The organism is Gracilibacillus sp. JCM 18966 (assembly GCF_055392695.1).
This window is the reverse complement of record NZ_AP043883.1, coordinates 1,006,478-1,020,294: the sequence shown is the minus strand read 5'-3', so window position 1 is coordinate 1,020,294 and position 13,817 is coordinate 1,006,478. Positions and strand designations below refer to the sequence as shown.

The following is a 13,817-nucleotide window of genomic DNA, read 5'->3' as shown; positions in this document are numbered from 1 at the left end:
AATTGTTTATATGTTAAAAATGGAAAGAGAGGTCATGATTTAATTATGAAGGCTACAGGAATTGTACGACGCATTGATGATTTAGGAAGGGTTGTAATCCCTAAGGAAATTCGTAGAACATTGCGAATTCGTGAAGGAGATCCTTTGGAGATCTTTGTAGATCGAGATGGGGAAGTGATTCTAAAAAAATACTCACCAATCAGTGAATTAGGTGATTTTGCAACAGAATATGCGGAGGCATTATATGAATCCTTAGGTTTATCTGTATTAATTAGTGATCGTGACGATATTATTGCAGTTGCCGGAGAGTCTAAGAAGGAATATTTAGGTAAGCATATTTCCAAGAAAATAGATGAAGCAATGGATGGTCGTAAGCTAGTGATGCAAAAAGAAGCAGCAAATGTAGAGCTAGTCGAGAATAAGGAAGAGGAATTGGAAGCACATCTTTTATATCCCATTGTAGCAAATGGTGATCCCATTGGCTGCTTGGTCATTTTTACAAGAGAAAAGAAAGAATTCGGCAAGGTAGAAGAAAAGGCCGCCCATACCGCTAGTCAATTTTTAGCTAAACAGATGGATTAAAAAGACCGATAGGAAAACTAGTGCCTGAGAAATCTCATGCACTAGTTTTTTATTGTACACTAGGAAAGCGAAGATGCGAAAATGTTGATGCCCAAAGTATAAGAAAAAGCTTTTCGGTTTGGCTATCTCTGTCGTTTTTAGTAAGATAGAAGATGGTAAGTGAGGTGAAACTGGTGGAGGAGAAAATAATCGTCAAAAAAGCACTAAACAATAATGTACTCATAGCTTCTCATCCTCTTTATAAAGAAGTTATCCTTATTGGTAAAGGGATCGGCTTCGGCAAGAAAAAGGGAGATGTTGTACCAGAGGATCAAGCAGAGAAAACGTTTTTATTAAAGGATGAGCAGGAACAGGAACAATACAGACAACTCATATCCTATGTAGATCAAGATTTGCTCGAGCTATTAAATGATGTGATGGTACTAATTGAGAAGCGGATGGGTGAGACATTATATGAACACATTCATGTTGCTTTAACCGATCACTTATCATTTGCAATAAATCGTGCCAATCAAAATGTACAATTTTCTAATCCTTTTTTGTTTGAGATTGAATCCTTATACCCAAAGGAATTCCAAGTAGCACAAGAGGTTGTCCAAGTCTTGCAGGAGAAAATAGGTGTCGCATTTCCCCCAGGGGAAGTTGGATTTATAGCGCTGCATATTCACAGTGCAGTGACAGATAAATCATTACGAGATATGAATCGGCATCATCAATTGATTGCCAAGCTTGTAGAAATTATTGAAGAAAATCTAGGCATTCAACTCGATCGCCAAGGCATTAATTATAACCGCTTAATTCAGCATTTGCATCGTGCGATTGAAAGGGTATACGAAGGGGAAACATTAGGGCAAGAAACGAATTTAGCAAAAGTGTTGAAATCGACTTATCCCATATGCTATAATCTTGCTTGGAAATTAATTAAAGTAATGCAACAACAACTGCATACACGTGTAGATGAGTCAGAAGTACTTTATCTGACCATTCACCTACAACGATTAACGCAATCATCATAACGTGTTACTGATACGATCAGGCATGAGTAAAATGGATGTTTTAGGTTATTCTATGGGGAGAAGTATATACCATAGGATCTAAATGCATTTTACTCATGCCTTTTTTGTTGCAATACAAACAAGAAGGAGGAAAATTAACATGTCCAACATATTTGGTACATTGCAAAAAGTCGGTAAAGCTTTAATGCTACCGGTTGCTTTATTACCGGCTGCAGGTATACTGCTTGCATTTGGTACAAGCTTTGCACAGGATCAATGGGTCGAACAATTCCCGTGGTTCGGTAATGCAACCGTACAAAAAATATTAGAAGTAATGTCAGAAGCAGGTGGAATCGTATTTGATAACCTACCATTACTATTTGCTGTCGGTGTTGCAATCGGTTTAGCAAAAGGTGATGGGGTTGCTGGACTTGCGGCTATCATCGGTTACTTAATCATGAATGTCACGATGGGTGTATTTGGAGATATCACAGCAGAAATGACTTCAAATCCAGCCTACGCAAGTGTCCTAGGGATTCCGACATTGCAAACAGGAGTGTTTGGCGGGATCATTGTCGGTATATTAGCAGCCTTTATGTACAATCGGTATTTCAATATAGAGCTTCCACAATTTTTAGGATTCTTTGCGGGAAAGCGTTTTGTTCCTATTATTACAGCCTTTTCATCCTTAATATTAGGTATTATCATGTTTTTAGTATGGCCATTTGCACAAGAAGGGCTTAATGCGGTTTCTCATTTTATGCTAGAAACAAACCGCACGATATCAACATTTGTATTTGGTGTGATTGAAAGAGGGTTAATTCCATTTGGGTTACATCACATTTTCTATTCTCCATTCTGGTTCGAATTTGGACAATATACGAATGCTGCTGGAGAAATCATTCGTGGTGACCAAAGTATTTTCTTCGAGCAATTGAAGGATGGGGTAGACTTTACGGCAGGTAATTTCATGACAGGTAAATTCCCGTTCATGATGTTTGGACTTCCTGCTGCGGCATTAGCTATTTATCATACAGCAAAACCGGAAAGAAAAAAGGTAGTTGGAGGGATTATGTTCTCTGCTGCATTAACTTCTTTCTTAACAGGGATTACAGAACCACTTGAATTCTCATTCTTATTCGTTGCACCATTATTATTTGGAATTCATGCAATTTTTGCTGGTTTATCGTTTATGACGATGTATTTACTAGATGTTAAAATTGGTATGACATTCTCAGGTGGTCTGATTGACTTCCTTCTATTCGGTGTTATGCCTAACCGTACAGACTGGTGGTGGGTAATTATTGTTGGATTGGTCTTCTCGGTTATTTATTACTTTGGTTTCCGATTTGCCATTCAAAAATTCAACCTAGCGACACCGGGCCGTGAAGATGAGGCAGAAGATAGCGATGATGAAGGCGAAGTAGATGATCGTCCTTATGAGATCTTGGAAGCAATGGGTGGCAAGGATAATATTACGAACCTGGATGCATGTATTACCCGTCTCCGTGTTAGTGTAGATGATAAAAACAAAGTGGATAAAGGACGTTTGAAAAAGCTTGGTGCTTCTGGAGTAATGGAAGTAGGAAATAATATTCAAGCAATTTATGGACCTGTTTCAGATACATTAAGAGGTCAAATGCAAGATATTATGGATGGTAAAACACCAACGAAAAAAGCTACTGATAATAAAGAAGAGACAGTAGCTGCGTCAGCTAATATAGAAGGCGATCTAGATTTCACTAGCCCGATGACAGGTGAAATCATGCCATTATCAGAGGTGCCAGATCAAGTCTTTTCACAAAAAATGATGGGGGATGGATTTGCGATTAAACCATCTCAAGGTGAAATAGTTTCACCAGTGAATGGTAAAATCATCAATATCTTCCCAACAAAGCACGCTATCGGTATTTTAGCGGACAATGGAACAGAAATTCTAATCCATATCGGTATCGATACGGTTAATTTAAAAGGAGAAGGTTTTACGGCCAAAATAGAAGAAGGCGATGAGGTAAAGCAAGGCCAAGTCCTAATGGAAGTGGATTTAGCCTTTATCGAACATAATGCCCCTTCTACAGTAACGCCAGTTATCTTCACTAATTTACAAGAAGACCAAGAAGTTAGTGTGAAAGCCTCTGGTAAAGTAAATAAAGAAGACCAAAATATTATACAAATACAATAAATGCTTGGAGCTCTCTTCCTGGTCAGTTGGCTAGGGAGAGAGCTTTTTAATGCCTCACTATGATCAAAATCTCACTATAGCCCCTATGGCACTCACTGGGTTATACATTCCTAAGCAGCCATTTGTACGATTCACATCTATGCTATAATAAAAAAAACATCATTGAAGGAAGAAATAGATGAATCATTCAACTAAAAATAAGCAAATATATAAAGGTGCCTTTGCACTAGTATTTGCTGGCATAATAGGTAAGGTTATTAGTGCCTTTTATCGCATACCATTACAGAACCTAACCGGTGATATCGGTTTTTATATTTATCAGCAAATCTATCCAATTATTGGGATTGCTATCACCATAGCCCTTTATGGATTTCCTTCCGCGATCGCTAAATTTTTAGCTGAAAATAAAGCAAAAGCATCAAAACCGCTATCGAAAAATATAACAGGGGTCCTGCTTCTTTTCCATGTGTTTCTCTTCTTGCTTATCTATTGTTTCCGTTCACAGATAGCTTTATGGATGGGGGATGAGGACCTAGTAGAGGCATTAAAACTAGTGGCGTGGATATTTCTTTTTGTTCCCATCTTGTCCTTACTCAGGGGAATACAACAATCAGAAAAAAGGATGTACCTTACAGCAAATTCTCAGTTAATCGAACAACTAATTCGTGCTTGTATCATTATTGGTACAGCTGCTTTCATCTCTTTAGGCTATCTTTCTGTTTATCGGATTGCAGATGGCGCAGTATTGGCTACAACTGTAGCATTCCTTGCCTCTACCTTATATTTACTTTTTCATCGAAAGAAAGGGCCTTTGTGTGATGGAATGGAAGAAAGGGTATTTGGATTCAGTAGTCTATGGAGTACGATCATCTTTGGTGGAATCGTGATTAGCTTAAACCATATGCTATTGTTATTAATGCAATTTGCAGATTCTGTTACGGTAGTGCCAGGGCTAGTGGAATATGGACTTTCTACAACAGAAGCGATGAAGGCGAAGGGAGTTATCGATCGCGGTCAGCCATTACTTCAGCTTGTGACGGTTGTTGGGTCTTCCTTTGCGATGGCGTTAATGCCAGAAATAACGAAGCAGAATTGGCATGCTAACAAAAAGCAAGCATTCAACCAAATCCAGTCATCGTTAAAATTTTGTTTATTGTTGTCTGTTGGTGCAACAGCAGGTTTATGGATCCTAATGCCAGAGATTAATCAATTATTTTTCACCGATAGGCTTGGTTCGAATAGTTTGCGTATTTTAGCACTTACTCTTTTAGTCAGTCCACTTACTTTAGTCGTTGCTTCTTTACTACAAGGTTTTGGCTATATGAAATGGACAGCCTTTCTTATCTTTTTTGGATTATGGGTAAAAATTTTATTAAATAAATGGTTTGTTCCTTCATTTGGAATTAGTGGTAATGCTCTTGCCACCGTGTGTACGATTGTGGTTATCTTTGTTATCAATTACTGGCTATTAAGAAAAAGGGTCATCAAACAAAGGCTACTTCACCTCCCGCTTTTACGTCTTATTCTAGCAACAGGACTTCTGATCGCGATAGAATGTCTTTTGAAATTTCTAAACAATAACCTTCTACATCTAGTAACTCGACTAGAATTAGTCGTATTTGTCTTATTTAGTGTGGTTCTTGGTTTCTTAGTTTTTCTATTTAGTCTACGATGGTTAAATATATTAACAAAAGAAGAGTGGAACCAGCTTCCTATGCCGAAAAAATGGAACTATAAAGGAGTCAATAGAGATGAAACCAATCATTGAAGTAATAGGTCTTGGTGGTGGAGATATACATCAATTACCATTAGGCTTGTACCGAAAATTAATAGACACAAAGGATATTTGCTATGTGCGCACGATCGATCATCCAGTAATTTCATCATTAGAGGAAGAAGGGGTTGTATTCGAGAGCTTTGATACGGTTTATGAAAAGCACGATCAGTTTGAAGCCGTTTATCAGGAGATTGTCGATCGCTTAATCAACCAAGCATTAAAAAAGAACCGAATTCTCTATGCGGTACCGGGCCATCCCATGTTAGCAGAACGTACGGTACAGCTCTTACGGGAACATAATCAAATTGAATTGAAAATATCAGGTGGTCAGAGCTTTTTGGATGATCTGTTTCGGGCATTTGGCTTTGACCCAATTGAAGGCTTTCAAATGGTAGATGCGACAAGCTTTTTAAGACATCAGCTACAATATGAGCAACACCTTGTATTTTGTCAGGTTTATGATTCTTTTGTTGCCTCCGAGGTAAAATTAACCTTGTTGGAGGATCTTCCTGCAGATCATATGATTTTCATAGCGGAGGCAGTAGGCAGTGAGAATGAGGTAATCAAGCATATTCCACTAGTGGCATTGGATCAGCAAGTAGATTTAAGTAACTTAACAAGTGTCTACATACCACCGATTACTAAAGAAAAGCTCCATCACCAATTTTCCCAATTGAGAGAGGTTGTCCATATTTTGCGAGGGCCAGATGGATGTCCATGGGATAAAAAGCAAACCCACGAATCATTAAAAAAGTACTTGATTGAAGAGGTCTATGAGGTGTTAGAAGCGATAGATCGGGAAGATGATGAGGCAATTGCAGAGGAGCTAGGTGATGTTCTATTACAAGTAATGCTTCATAGTGAAATTGCGGAAGAAGCAGGATATTTTACCATCGATGACGTAATATATAGTATCACGGAAAAAATGATTCGAAGACATCCTCATGTTTTTGGCAATGTACATGTAGATGGGGAAGAGGATGTTATACGAAACTGGCAGGAAATAAAGAAAAGAGAGAAAAAAGACAAGCACTCCTCGGTATTGGACGGTATAACCAAAGGATTGCCAGCAACTCTATTAGCAGAAGATCTACAAAAAAAGGCGGCGAAGGTAGGCTTTGATTGGGATAATTCAGAAGACATCAGGAAGAAGGTGGAGGAGGAAATAGTAGAATGGAGGGAAGCGTTAGCGGAAGAAAATCAAATCGAGAAAGAAAAAGAATTTGGAGATATTCTATTTGCAATGATTAATCTTGCAAGATATTATAAAATTAATCCAGAAATAGCATTAATGCGAACAAATAACAAGTTTATGAATCGTTTTCAATTTGTCGAAAAAGAAGTAGCGAATAGTGGCAAGGATTGGACGGATTTTACTCTAGCTGAATTAGATATATTTTGGGAGAAGGCAAAACAAAAAGAGTAGACAAACCTCTATCAGGAAGGGAATAATTATGCGATTAGATAAATTTCTAAAGGTTTCACGATTGATTAAACGACGAACCTTGGCTAAAGAAATAGCCGATCAAGGCAGAATTATCGTAAACGATCAAACAGCGAAGGCTGCAACCACCATTGCCGTTGGTGATGAACTGAAGATTCAATTTGGCCAAAAGCTGTTAACGATTCAAGTAGACCAATTAAAAGAAACAGTAAGAAAAGAAGAAGCTAGTACACTATATACGATAAAGAGTGAAGAATATCGAGAGAACGAGTAAAGCGCCATTTCTATAAAAATAGTTCTAAACTTGTCCCTCTTTTCATAAAGTAGTTATGGATAAAAGGGAGGGATTTGCAATGAACTATTATGATAAAAAACCAATGACAACATCACAAATGGATCACCATGTGAAAATGACAAATAGACGTTTACTAGAAATAGACGGAGTGAAGGAAGTAGATAGCTTTGATAGTGAGGAATTTCTGCTACAGACCGTCATGGGCTATCTTGTCATTCGTGGGGACAATCTCCAAATGAAAAATTTAGATGTAGAGTCCGGTCATGTATCGATAAAGGGTAAGGTTTATGAGCTCTCTTATCTAGACGAGCAGCATGGAGATAAAGCTAAAGGTCTTTTTAGCAAGCTCTTCAAATGACGTTAAACACGCAGTTCCTCACAATGTTTACAATGGTGGCAATGGGGGTATATATTGGAGCAGCATACTATACGTTTAAGCGAATCGAAAAGTGGTGGGCAGATGGTATTATACGAAGATACCTTCTAGAATTCCTTTTTTGGATCGTACAAGCCTTCGTCTTTTTCTATGTATTGTATCAGGTAAATGAAGGAATACTGCGCTTCTATATATTTTTAGCTGTGTTTTGTGGCTATGCAATGTTCAAGGCTCTGTTGGAGCAAGCCTACAGTAAAGGGTTAGAACTTGCCATCCGGATTATTTCACATATTCTCCGGATGGTTTATGCCATCATTCATTGGGTACTAATAAAGCCTATCACTTTACTTTTCACGTTTGTTGTTGTTTGCCTTTCATGGCTTTACCAGCTATTCTTTCGTTTATTTTCTTTCATTTTCCGTATACTTTTCTATCCATTTATCTTATTATGGAATTACGTGAAACGTTTTATGCCGAAAATGGAGAAAAATTATCTCTACCAATTTTTTCGTTTATTTAGTAAAATAAAAAAGAAAAAGTAATAGAACCCTTTAAGGAGGTAGAATTAATCATGGCAAAATCTAGTAATGTATCTAGAATAAACGAAGCTTATATTGAACAACATGATGCTTACATAAGAAGACAAAAGCAAAGAAAAAAGCGATTATTTCGACGACTTGCTTTGTTCGGCCTAGTTGTCATGATTACAATAGTTTGTGTTACTACCTATCACATTAAGCAACGGGTAAAATATAATGAATTGCAAGCAGAATATACAGAGAAATCTGATCAATTAGCATCACTGGAAAAAGAGGAAAAGAAGCTGACACAAGAAATCAAGCTATTGAATGATGAAGAATACTTACTACAAATTGCGAAAACCAACTATTTCTTCACAGAAGAAGGCGAAATTGTGTTTAAATTACCAGAAGAGGAGTCATCTTATTGACACCGTTTTTATTGCTTCGCTATAATATAGTATGAGTACGATTCTTTAAAAATTTTAAGGAGGAGCAATTTCTTTATGTCAATCGAAGTAGGCAGCAAGTTGCAGGGAAAGGTAACAGGTATCACTAATTTTGGAGCTTTTATTGAGTTACCTGATGGAAAAACAGGTCTCGTCCACATTAGTGAGGTTGCCGATAATTATGTAAAGGACATTAACGAGCATTTAACAGTCGGTGATGAAGTCACTGTTAAAGTTCTTAATGTAGAGGACGATGGTAAAATTGGTTTATCCATCAAAAAAGCAAAGGATAACCCACCTAACCGTCGAAGAAATCAAGGCAATCAAAAAAATAACCGCGAGAGAGGCGAATCATTTGAACAAAAAATGAATCGTTTCTTAAAAGATTCTGAGGATCGTTTAGCAACATTAAAGAAACATACAGAATCAAAACGCGGAGGACGAGGAGCGAGAAAAGGCTAAACACTTGCTGTCTATGTAGGATATAGAAGACAAAGACGGATGTGACTCGTGAACAATAGATCAAAAAGCTACCTATCTAGATTGGTAGCTTTTTTACATGTGTAGAAACGAAATAAAAAAGAGCTGTGAATTTTTTTCACAACTCTTTTTCCATATATAGCGGCGGAGGGGATCGAACCCCCGACCTCACGGGTATGAACCGTACGCTCTAGCCAGCTGAGCTACACCGCCTTAATGTAAAGACACAAAGAATATAATACAACAGCTTTATTTTTCTGTCAACTCAAAAAAAGAGAGAAGATAAAAAAACGCTATCAGACATCATCGACATAAAAAAGATGAAAACTGACATGTTTTCATCCAGATTGTGTCGCTTAACGATTGAATTAGCTTTTTAGTTAGAAAAAGAGTCGAACATTTCTCCAATTCTACTTCCTTGTTTTGACAAAAAAGAAAAAAAGAATGTGTTTTAATAGAGGACAAGGAGTGATGTAGATGAATACTATTACGGAGAATAAACCAAAATCTATCGAATTAAAGGCTCGTTTTTCCATGTTCTTTTCACAAAAGAACCTCATGAGATGGTGGCATCATTTCATGATTGAGAAAGGTTTTCTACTTTGTCTATTAGGTTTACTGTTAGGACGTGCAGTTATTTTGTCTACTTTATCCCCATTTGCCTTGGCGTTTATCGTTTCAGTATGGTATTTGCGGAGAGACAAAGTTGTCGCTTTGATTTGTTTTTCGCTAATAGGGGCATGTACATATTCAATAATGCACGGTGTCTATCTCGTATTAGCCATTGCGACGATGCTCTTACTCAATATCATTTTTTTTCATGTCAAACACATCGAGAAATTACTTCCGCTTATTGCTTTAATATCCACATTCTTACCCCGCTTATGCTTGTATGCATGGGAAGGCCCACTAACCTATGTTCAGTGGATGCTTGCCTTAGTCGAGGGAGTGCTTGCTGCCGTCTTACTTCTAATATTTATGCAAAGCCTCCCTTTATTATCACCAAAAAGATATAAACCTACATTAAAAAATGAAGAAATTGTTTGTTTGATCATTTTACTTGCCTCAGTACTAACAGGCTTAACGGGAATCGAGTGGTACGGTGCCCAATTTGAACAAATATTAGCAAGATATCTCGTGCTATTACTTGCTCTCATCGGCGGAGCTTCTATCGGTTCGACGGTAGGTGTGGTAGCTGGTCTCATTCTTAGTCTAGCTAATGTTGGGAATCTCTATCAGATGAGTCTACTAGCCTTCGCTGGACTACTGGGCGGTCTATTAAAAGAAGGGAAAAAACTCGCTGTAAGTGTAGGTTTGTTTGTCAGTACGGTATTGTTAAGCTTATATGGAGATTCCTTTGATTATATTGGTGCGGCATTAATTGAATCAAGCTTTGCTGTATTTTTATTTGTGCTTACACCAAATGCGCTCATTTCCAAAATAGCTAGATATATCCCAGGGACGGTAGAGCATACAAAAGAACAAGAGCAGTATTTACAAAAAGTTCGTGATGTAACAGCACATCGAGTCGAGCGTTTTTCCAGTGTGTTTAAGGCATTGTCACGAAGTTTTCAAATAGATTCCAATCAATTAAAAGACGAAGATATTGAGGTGGATTATTATCTGAGCAATGTAGCAGAGAAAACATGCCAAACATGCTTTAAGAAAGAAACATGCTGGGTTAAGCAGTTTGATCAAACCTATGATCTAATGAAAGGGGTTAAATCAGAATTAGAAACACCTTCTGGCTTAAGCAAGGTAACGAAGCATCAATTTGAGAATCATTGTATCAAGTCAAGAAGAGTGATAGATGCAATGCAACAGGAGCTTTCTTTTTTTCAGGCGAATCAACAATTAAAGAAGCAAGTACTAGAAAGCAGAAGGTTTGTAGCAGATCAGCTTAGCGGTGTTTCCGATGTAATGGAAAACTTTGCGAAAGAGATTTTAAAGGAAAAGGAAAATCATGAGCAACAAGAATTAGAGATAGTAGCCGCATTAAAGCATGTAGGAATTGAATTAGAAAAATTAGATGTATACAGTCTAGAAAAAGGAAATATTGATATCGAAATGGTGATTCTCTTCCAGCAGTATCATGGAGAAGCTGCTAAGCTCATCGCACCAATTCTATCTGATATATTAGATGAAACGATTATTGTGGTAACAGAGGATGTTTCTCCGATGGCGAAAGGTCATAGCTTCTTTACCTTTGGATCTGCTCGGCGTTATGTCGTATCTACTGGAATGGCTCATGCAGCAAAAGGTGGTGGCTTAGTATCAGGTGACTCCTATAAAGCAATGGAACTTGGCGCAGGTCATTATGCCTTAGCTATAAGTGATGGCATGGGGAACGGAGACAGGGCACATGAAGAAAGTATGGAAACATTGCGATTATTACAGCAAATCCTAGAATCAGGGCTTCATGAACAAGTTGCGATAAAATCGATTAATTCCATCCTCTCTTTAAGGACAAATGAAGAAATATATGCCACTTTAGATTTGGCGATGATTGATCTCCACCACGCATCGGTAAGATTTTTGAAGATAGGCTCGTCCCCTAGCTATGTGATGCGAAGTGATGCCATTGAACGAATTGAAGCGAGTAATCTACCCATTGGCATTATACAAGAATTCGATGTCGAGGTCGTAACAGCTGAACTTAAACCAGGCGACTACCTTATTATGATGAGTGACGGAATTTTTGAAGGGCCAAAGGAAATCGAGAATGTAGATATGTGGCTAAAGCGAAAGCTAAGAGAAATGGAGACGAAGGAACCTCAAGAAATAGCCGATTTGTTACTAGAGGAAGTGATTCGTTCACAAGGTGGAATGATTGAAGATGATATGACTGTATTAGTAGCTCAAATTGATAAAAATCACCCTAAATGGGCACCGATTCGCACAGATGCTTCTTTTTACCCTGCTTATAGCTGGCAATAGTTTTTTTACTGAAAAACCGGTTAGCATGGAAGTATATTTCTAGCTTTTTTTGGTGAAGATGTAGAAAAAGGCTAGAAATAGGAGGAGTATTAGATGAAGACAGGAACGTTAAAGCAGATTCTATTAATAACAGATGGTTGCTCGAACCAAGGGGAGGACCCGGCACAAGTAGCAACCATCATCGCAGAGCAGGGTATTACAGTCAACGTAATTGGTATTTTAGAAGATGATGATACAGAGGAACCTACAGGTCTATTAGAAGTAGAAGAGATTGCCAGTTGTGGTCAAGGGGTCAGTCAAATTGTCTATAAGCAAATCTTATCTCAGACGGTCCAGGCTGTCACTAAGCAAGCGATGACGGAGACATTACAAGGTGTGGTCAATCAAGAACTCAAACAAATATTAGGCAATCAGCAGACAATGGAAGAGCTACCGCCTGAACAAAGAGGCGAAGTAATGGAGGTAGTGGATGAATTAGGAGAAACTTGTGATCTGGAGGTTTTGGTATTAGTAGATACGAGTGCTAGTATGGCGAATAAGCTTCCAACTGTACAAGAAGCATTAATCGATTTGTCGATCAGTATGAATGCACGAATTGGACGAAGTAGATTCAGTGTCTATCAATTTCCGGGAAGAAAGAAGGCCATTCATCAATTAGTAGATTGGACAGGGAAATTAGACTCGATTACTGCTATTTTTTCCAAATTAGCAAGTGGTGGTGTTACACCCACAGGACCAGCTCTGAAAGAAGCGATGCACCAATTTGGAAAGAAGAGCTTAAGAAGGAGATTCTTGCCTAATGAATACGGAAACATCGAAGAAGCCTAATGTCAATTTAATAAAAGGACAGACGATTAAAGGAAAATGGCACCTTCATAGCTATTATGTGATTCGCAAGCTTGGGAGCGGGGCGATTGGTACGGTATATTTATGTGTACACCGCAACCAACAAGTTGCGCTAAAGGTGAGTAAACAAAGTACCTCGATCAGCTCAGAAGTAAATGTATTGAAAGGATTTAAGAAGGTTCAAGGCCATCACCTTGGGCCTTCTTTAATCGATGTAGATGATTTTATTGCGCCAAATGGTCATGTTTATGCCTTTTATGTTATGGAATATATTTCGGGTGACTCCTTACCAGATTTCATACGGAGAAATGGTCAGGATCGTTTGTTTACCTTGTTGATGGGATTTGTGAAGGATTTAGACATGCTGCACCGACAAGGCTATGTGTTTGGGGATCTGAAGTTGGATAATTTGATTGTTTCCAGGAATCCAGTTCGTCTTCGTTGGGTGGATGTAGGAGGGACGACGTTAATTGGAAGATCGATCAAGGAATATACCGAATTCTATGATAGAGCCTATTGGCAAATGGGGACGAGAAGAGCGGAGCCAAGCTATGACCTATTCGCTTTAGCGATGGTAGTGTTAAGAATCTATTACCCAAATGGTTTTACGAAGGGGTCTAATCCTAAAAAAATCCTCCAACAAAAAATAAATTTGGCGATATCCTCTCCTTCTATTAAACAATTGCTGTTAAAGATGATTAGTGGAGAAATTACTGAGGCGAATCAAGTAAAGGATTTTCTAGTCCATTATTTCACAAGGGAAAAGAGGAAGCGTCGGGGGGCCACCAAGAAGAATGACAAGCATTACTACCCTTTATTAGAGATCTTAAGTATATTAACAGTAAGTGGTGGATGTTATTTATATATGACATTATTTATGTGATAAATCGAAATGCTATTTCATAATATGTTAAAATAGTCTAAAAGAGTTTTTGT

Annotated in this window: 13 protein-coding genes and 1 tRNA gene; 13 read left to right on the top strand and 1 reads right to left on the bottom strand. The window is 38.0% G+C overall.

What is annotated here, in order from left to right; all coding sequences use genetic code 11:
* Positions 1-45: 45 nt before the first annotated feature.
* From spoVT to ACZ5N5_RS04770, 10 genes are all read left to right on the top strand, one after another.
* Entirely contained in the window at positions 46-582 is a 537-nt protein-coding gene (gene spoVT / locus ACZ5N5_RS04815) for a stage V sporulation protein T (RefSeq protein ID WP_277678487.1), read from the top strand.
* Positions 583-755: 173 nt separating this feature from the next.
* Positions 756-1,598 (top strand): glucose PTS transporter transcription antiterminator GlcT, encoded by an 843-nt coding sequence (gene glcT, locus ACZ5N5_RS04810; protein WP_277678488.1) that lies wholly within the window; start codon positions 756-758, stop codon positions 1,596-1,598.
* A 139-nt stretch (positions 1,599-1,737) separates the two neighbouring features.
* The gene (gene ptsG, locus ACZ5N5_RS04805; RefSeq protein WP_464373352.1) at positions 1,738-3,759 is read left to right on the top strand and encodes a glucose-specific PTS transporter subunit IIBC; all 2,022 of its coding nucleotides are present in this window, start codon (positions 1,738-1,740) and stop codon (positions 3,757-3,759) included.
* Positions 3,760-3,937: 178 nt separating this feature from the next.
* Positions 3,938-5,527 (top strand): putative polysaccharide biosynthesis protein, encoded by a 1,590-nt coding sequence (locus ACZ5N5_RS04800; protein ID WP_464373351.1) that lies wholly within the window; start codon positions 3,938-3,940, stop codon positions 5,525-5,527.
* Complete coding sequence (gene yabN / locus ACZ5N5_RS04795) at positions 5,511-6,962, top strand: bifunctional methyltransferase/pyrophosphohydrolase YabN (protein WP_464373350.1); 1,452 nt, start codon at positions 5,511-5,513, stop codon at positions 6,960-6,962. Before ACZ5N5_RS04800 ends, yabN begins: the two co-directional genes overlap by 17 nt.
* A 28-nt stretch (positions 6,963-6,990) precedes the next feature.
* Positions 6,991-7,254: an RNA-binding S4 domain-containing protein gene (locus ACZ5N5_RS04790; protein WP_109984869.1), complete on the top strand. Its 264-nt coding sequence runs from the start codon at positions 6,991-6,993 to the stop codon at positions 7,252-7,254.
* A gap of 79 nt (positions 7,255-7,333) precedes the next feature.
* Positions 7,334-7,633 carry a sporulation protein YabP gene (gene yabP, locus ACZ5N5_RS04785; RefSeq protein ID WP_054789119.1) on the top strand — a complete coding sequence of 100 codons (300 nt, stop codon included), beginning with the start codon at positions 7,334-7,336 and terminating at the stop codon, positions 7,631-7,633.
* Positions 7,630-8,193, top strand: coding sequence for a spore cortex biosynthesis protein YabQ (yabQ, locus tag ACZ5N5_RS04780; RefSeq protein WP_277678492.1), 564 nt, complete (start codon positions 7,630-7,632; stop codon positions 8,191-8,193). Before yabP ends, yabQ begins: the two co-directional genes overlap by 4 nt.
* Positions 8,194-8,222: 29 nt before the next feature.
* On the top strand, positions 8,223-8,600 hold the full coding sequence (locus ACZ5N5_RS04775; protein ID WP_054861455.1) for an FtsB family cell division protein: 378 nt from the start codon (positions 8,223-8,225) through the stop codon (positions 8,598-8,600).
* A 75-nt stretch (positions 8,601-8,675) separates the two neighbouring features.
* Entirely contained in the window at positions 8,676-9,080 is a 405-nt protein-coding gene (locus ACZ5N5_RS04770; RefSeq protein WP_054861456.1) for a S1 domain-containing RNA-binding protein, read from the top strand.
* A gap of 157 nt (positions 9,081-9,237) precedes the next feature.
* On the opposite strand, the gene ACZ5N5_RS04765 is transcribed toward ACZ5N5_RS04770, so the two are convergent.
* A tRNA-Met gene (locus ACZ5N5_RS04765) sits at positions 9,238-9,311 on the bottom strand.
* 264 nt (positions 9,312-9,575) lie between these two features.
* On the opposite strand from ACZ5N5_RS04765, the gene spoIIE reads away from it, so the two are divergent.
* From spoIIE to ACZ5N5_RS04750, 3 genes are all read left to right on the top strand, one after another.
* Entirely contained in the window at positions 9,576-12,035 is a 2,460-nt protein-coding gene (gene spoIIE, locus ACZ5N5_RS04760; RefSeq protein ID WP_464373349.1) for a stage II sporulation protein E, read from the top strand.
* Between the two features lie 93 nt (positions 12,036-12,128).
* Positions 12,129-12,863, top strand: coding sequence for a vWA domain-containing protein (locus ACZ5N5_RS04755; protein WP_109984866.1), 735 nt, complete (start codon positions 12,129-12,131; stop codon positions 12,861-12,863).
* Positions 12,835-13,764 (top strand): serine/threonine protein kinase, encoded by a 930-nt coding sequence (locus ACZ5N5_RS04750; protein ID WP_464373348.1) that lies wholly within the window; start codon positions 12,835-12,837, stop codon positions 13,762-13,764. The genes ACZ5N5_RS04755 and ACZ5N5_RS04750 overlap by 29 nt, the downstream gene beginning before the upstream one ends.
* Positions 13,765-13,817: the final 53 nt, after the last annotated feature.

Coding starts and splice junctions, on each gene's coding strand:
- spoVT (WP_277678487.1), top strand. CDS start 46: ATGAAGGCTACAGGAATTGTACGACGCATTGATGATTTAGGAAGGGTT.
- ptsG (WP_464373352.1), top strand. CDS start 1,738: ATGTCCAACATATTTGGTACATTGCAAAAAGTCGGTAAAGCTTTAATG.
- ACZ5N5_RS04800 (WP_464373351.1), top strand. CDS start 3,938: ATGAATCATTCAACTAAAAATAAGCAAATATATAAAGGTGCCTTTGCA.
- yabN (WP_464373350.1), top strand. CDS start 5,511: ATGAAACCAATCATTGAAGTAATAGGTCTTGGTGGTGGAGATATACAT.
- ACZ5N5_RS04790 (WP_109984869.1), top strand. CDS start 6,991: ATGCGATTAGATAAATTTCTAAAGGTTTCACGATTGATTAAACGACGA.
- yabP (WP_054789119.1), top strand. CDS start 7,334: ATGAACTATTATGATAAAAAACCAATGACAACATCACAAATGGATCAC.
- yabQ (WP_277678492.1), top strand. CDS start 7,630: ATGACGTTAAACACGCAGTTCCTCACAATGTTTACAATGGTGGCAATG.
- ACZ5N5_RS04775 (WP_054861455.1), top strand. CDS start 8,223: ATGGCAAAATCTAGTAATGTATCTAGAATAAACGAAGCTTATATTGAA.
- ACZ5N5_RS04770 (WP_054861456.1), top strand. CDS start 8,676: ATGTCAATCGAAGTAGGCAGCAAGTTGCAGGGAAAGGTAACAGGTATC.
- spoIIE (WP_464373349.1), top strand. CDS start 9,576: ATGAATACTATTACGGAGAATAAACCAAAATCTATCGAATTAAAGGCT.
- ACZ5N5_RS04755 (WP_109984866.1), top strand. CDS start 12,129: ATGAAGACAGGAACGTTAAAGCAGATTCTATTAATAACAGATGGTTGC.
- ACZ5N5_RS04750 (WP_464373348.1), top strand. CDS start 12,835: ATGAATACGGAAACATCGAAGAAGCCTAATGTCAATTTAATAAAAGGA.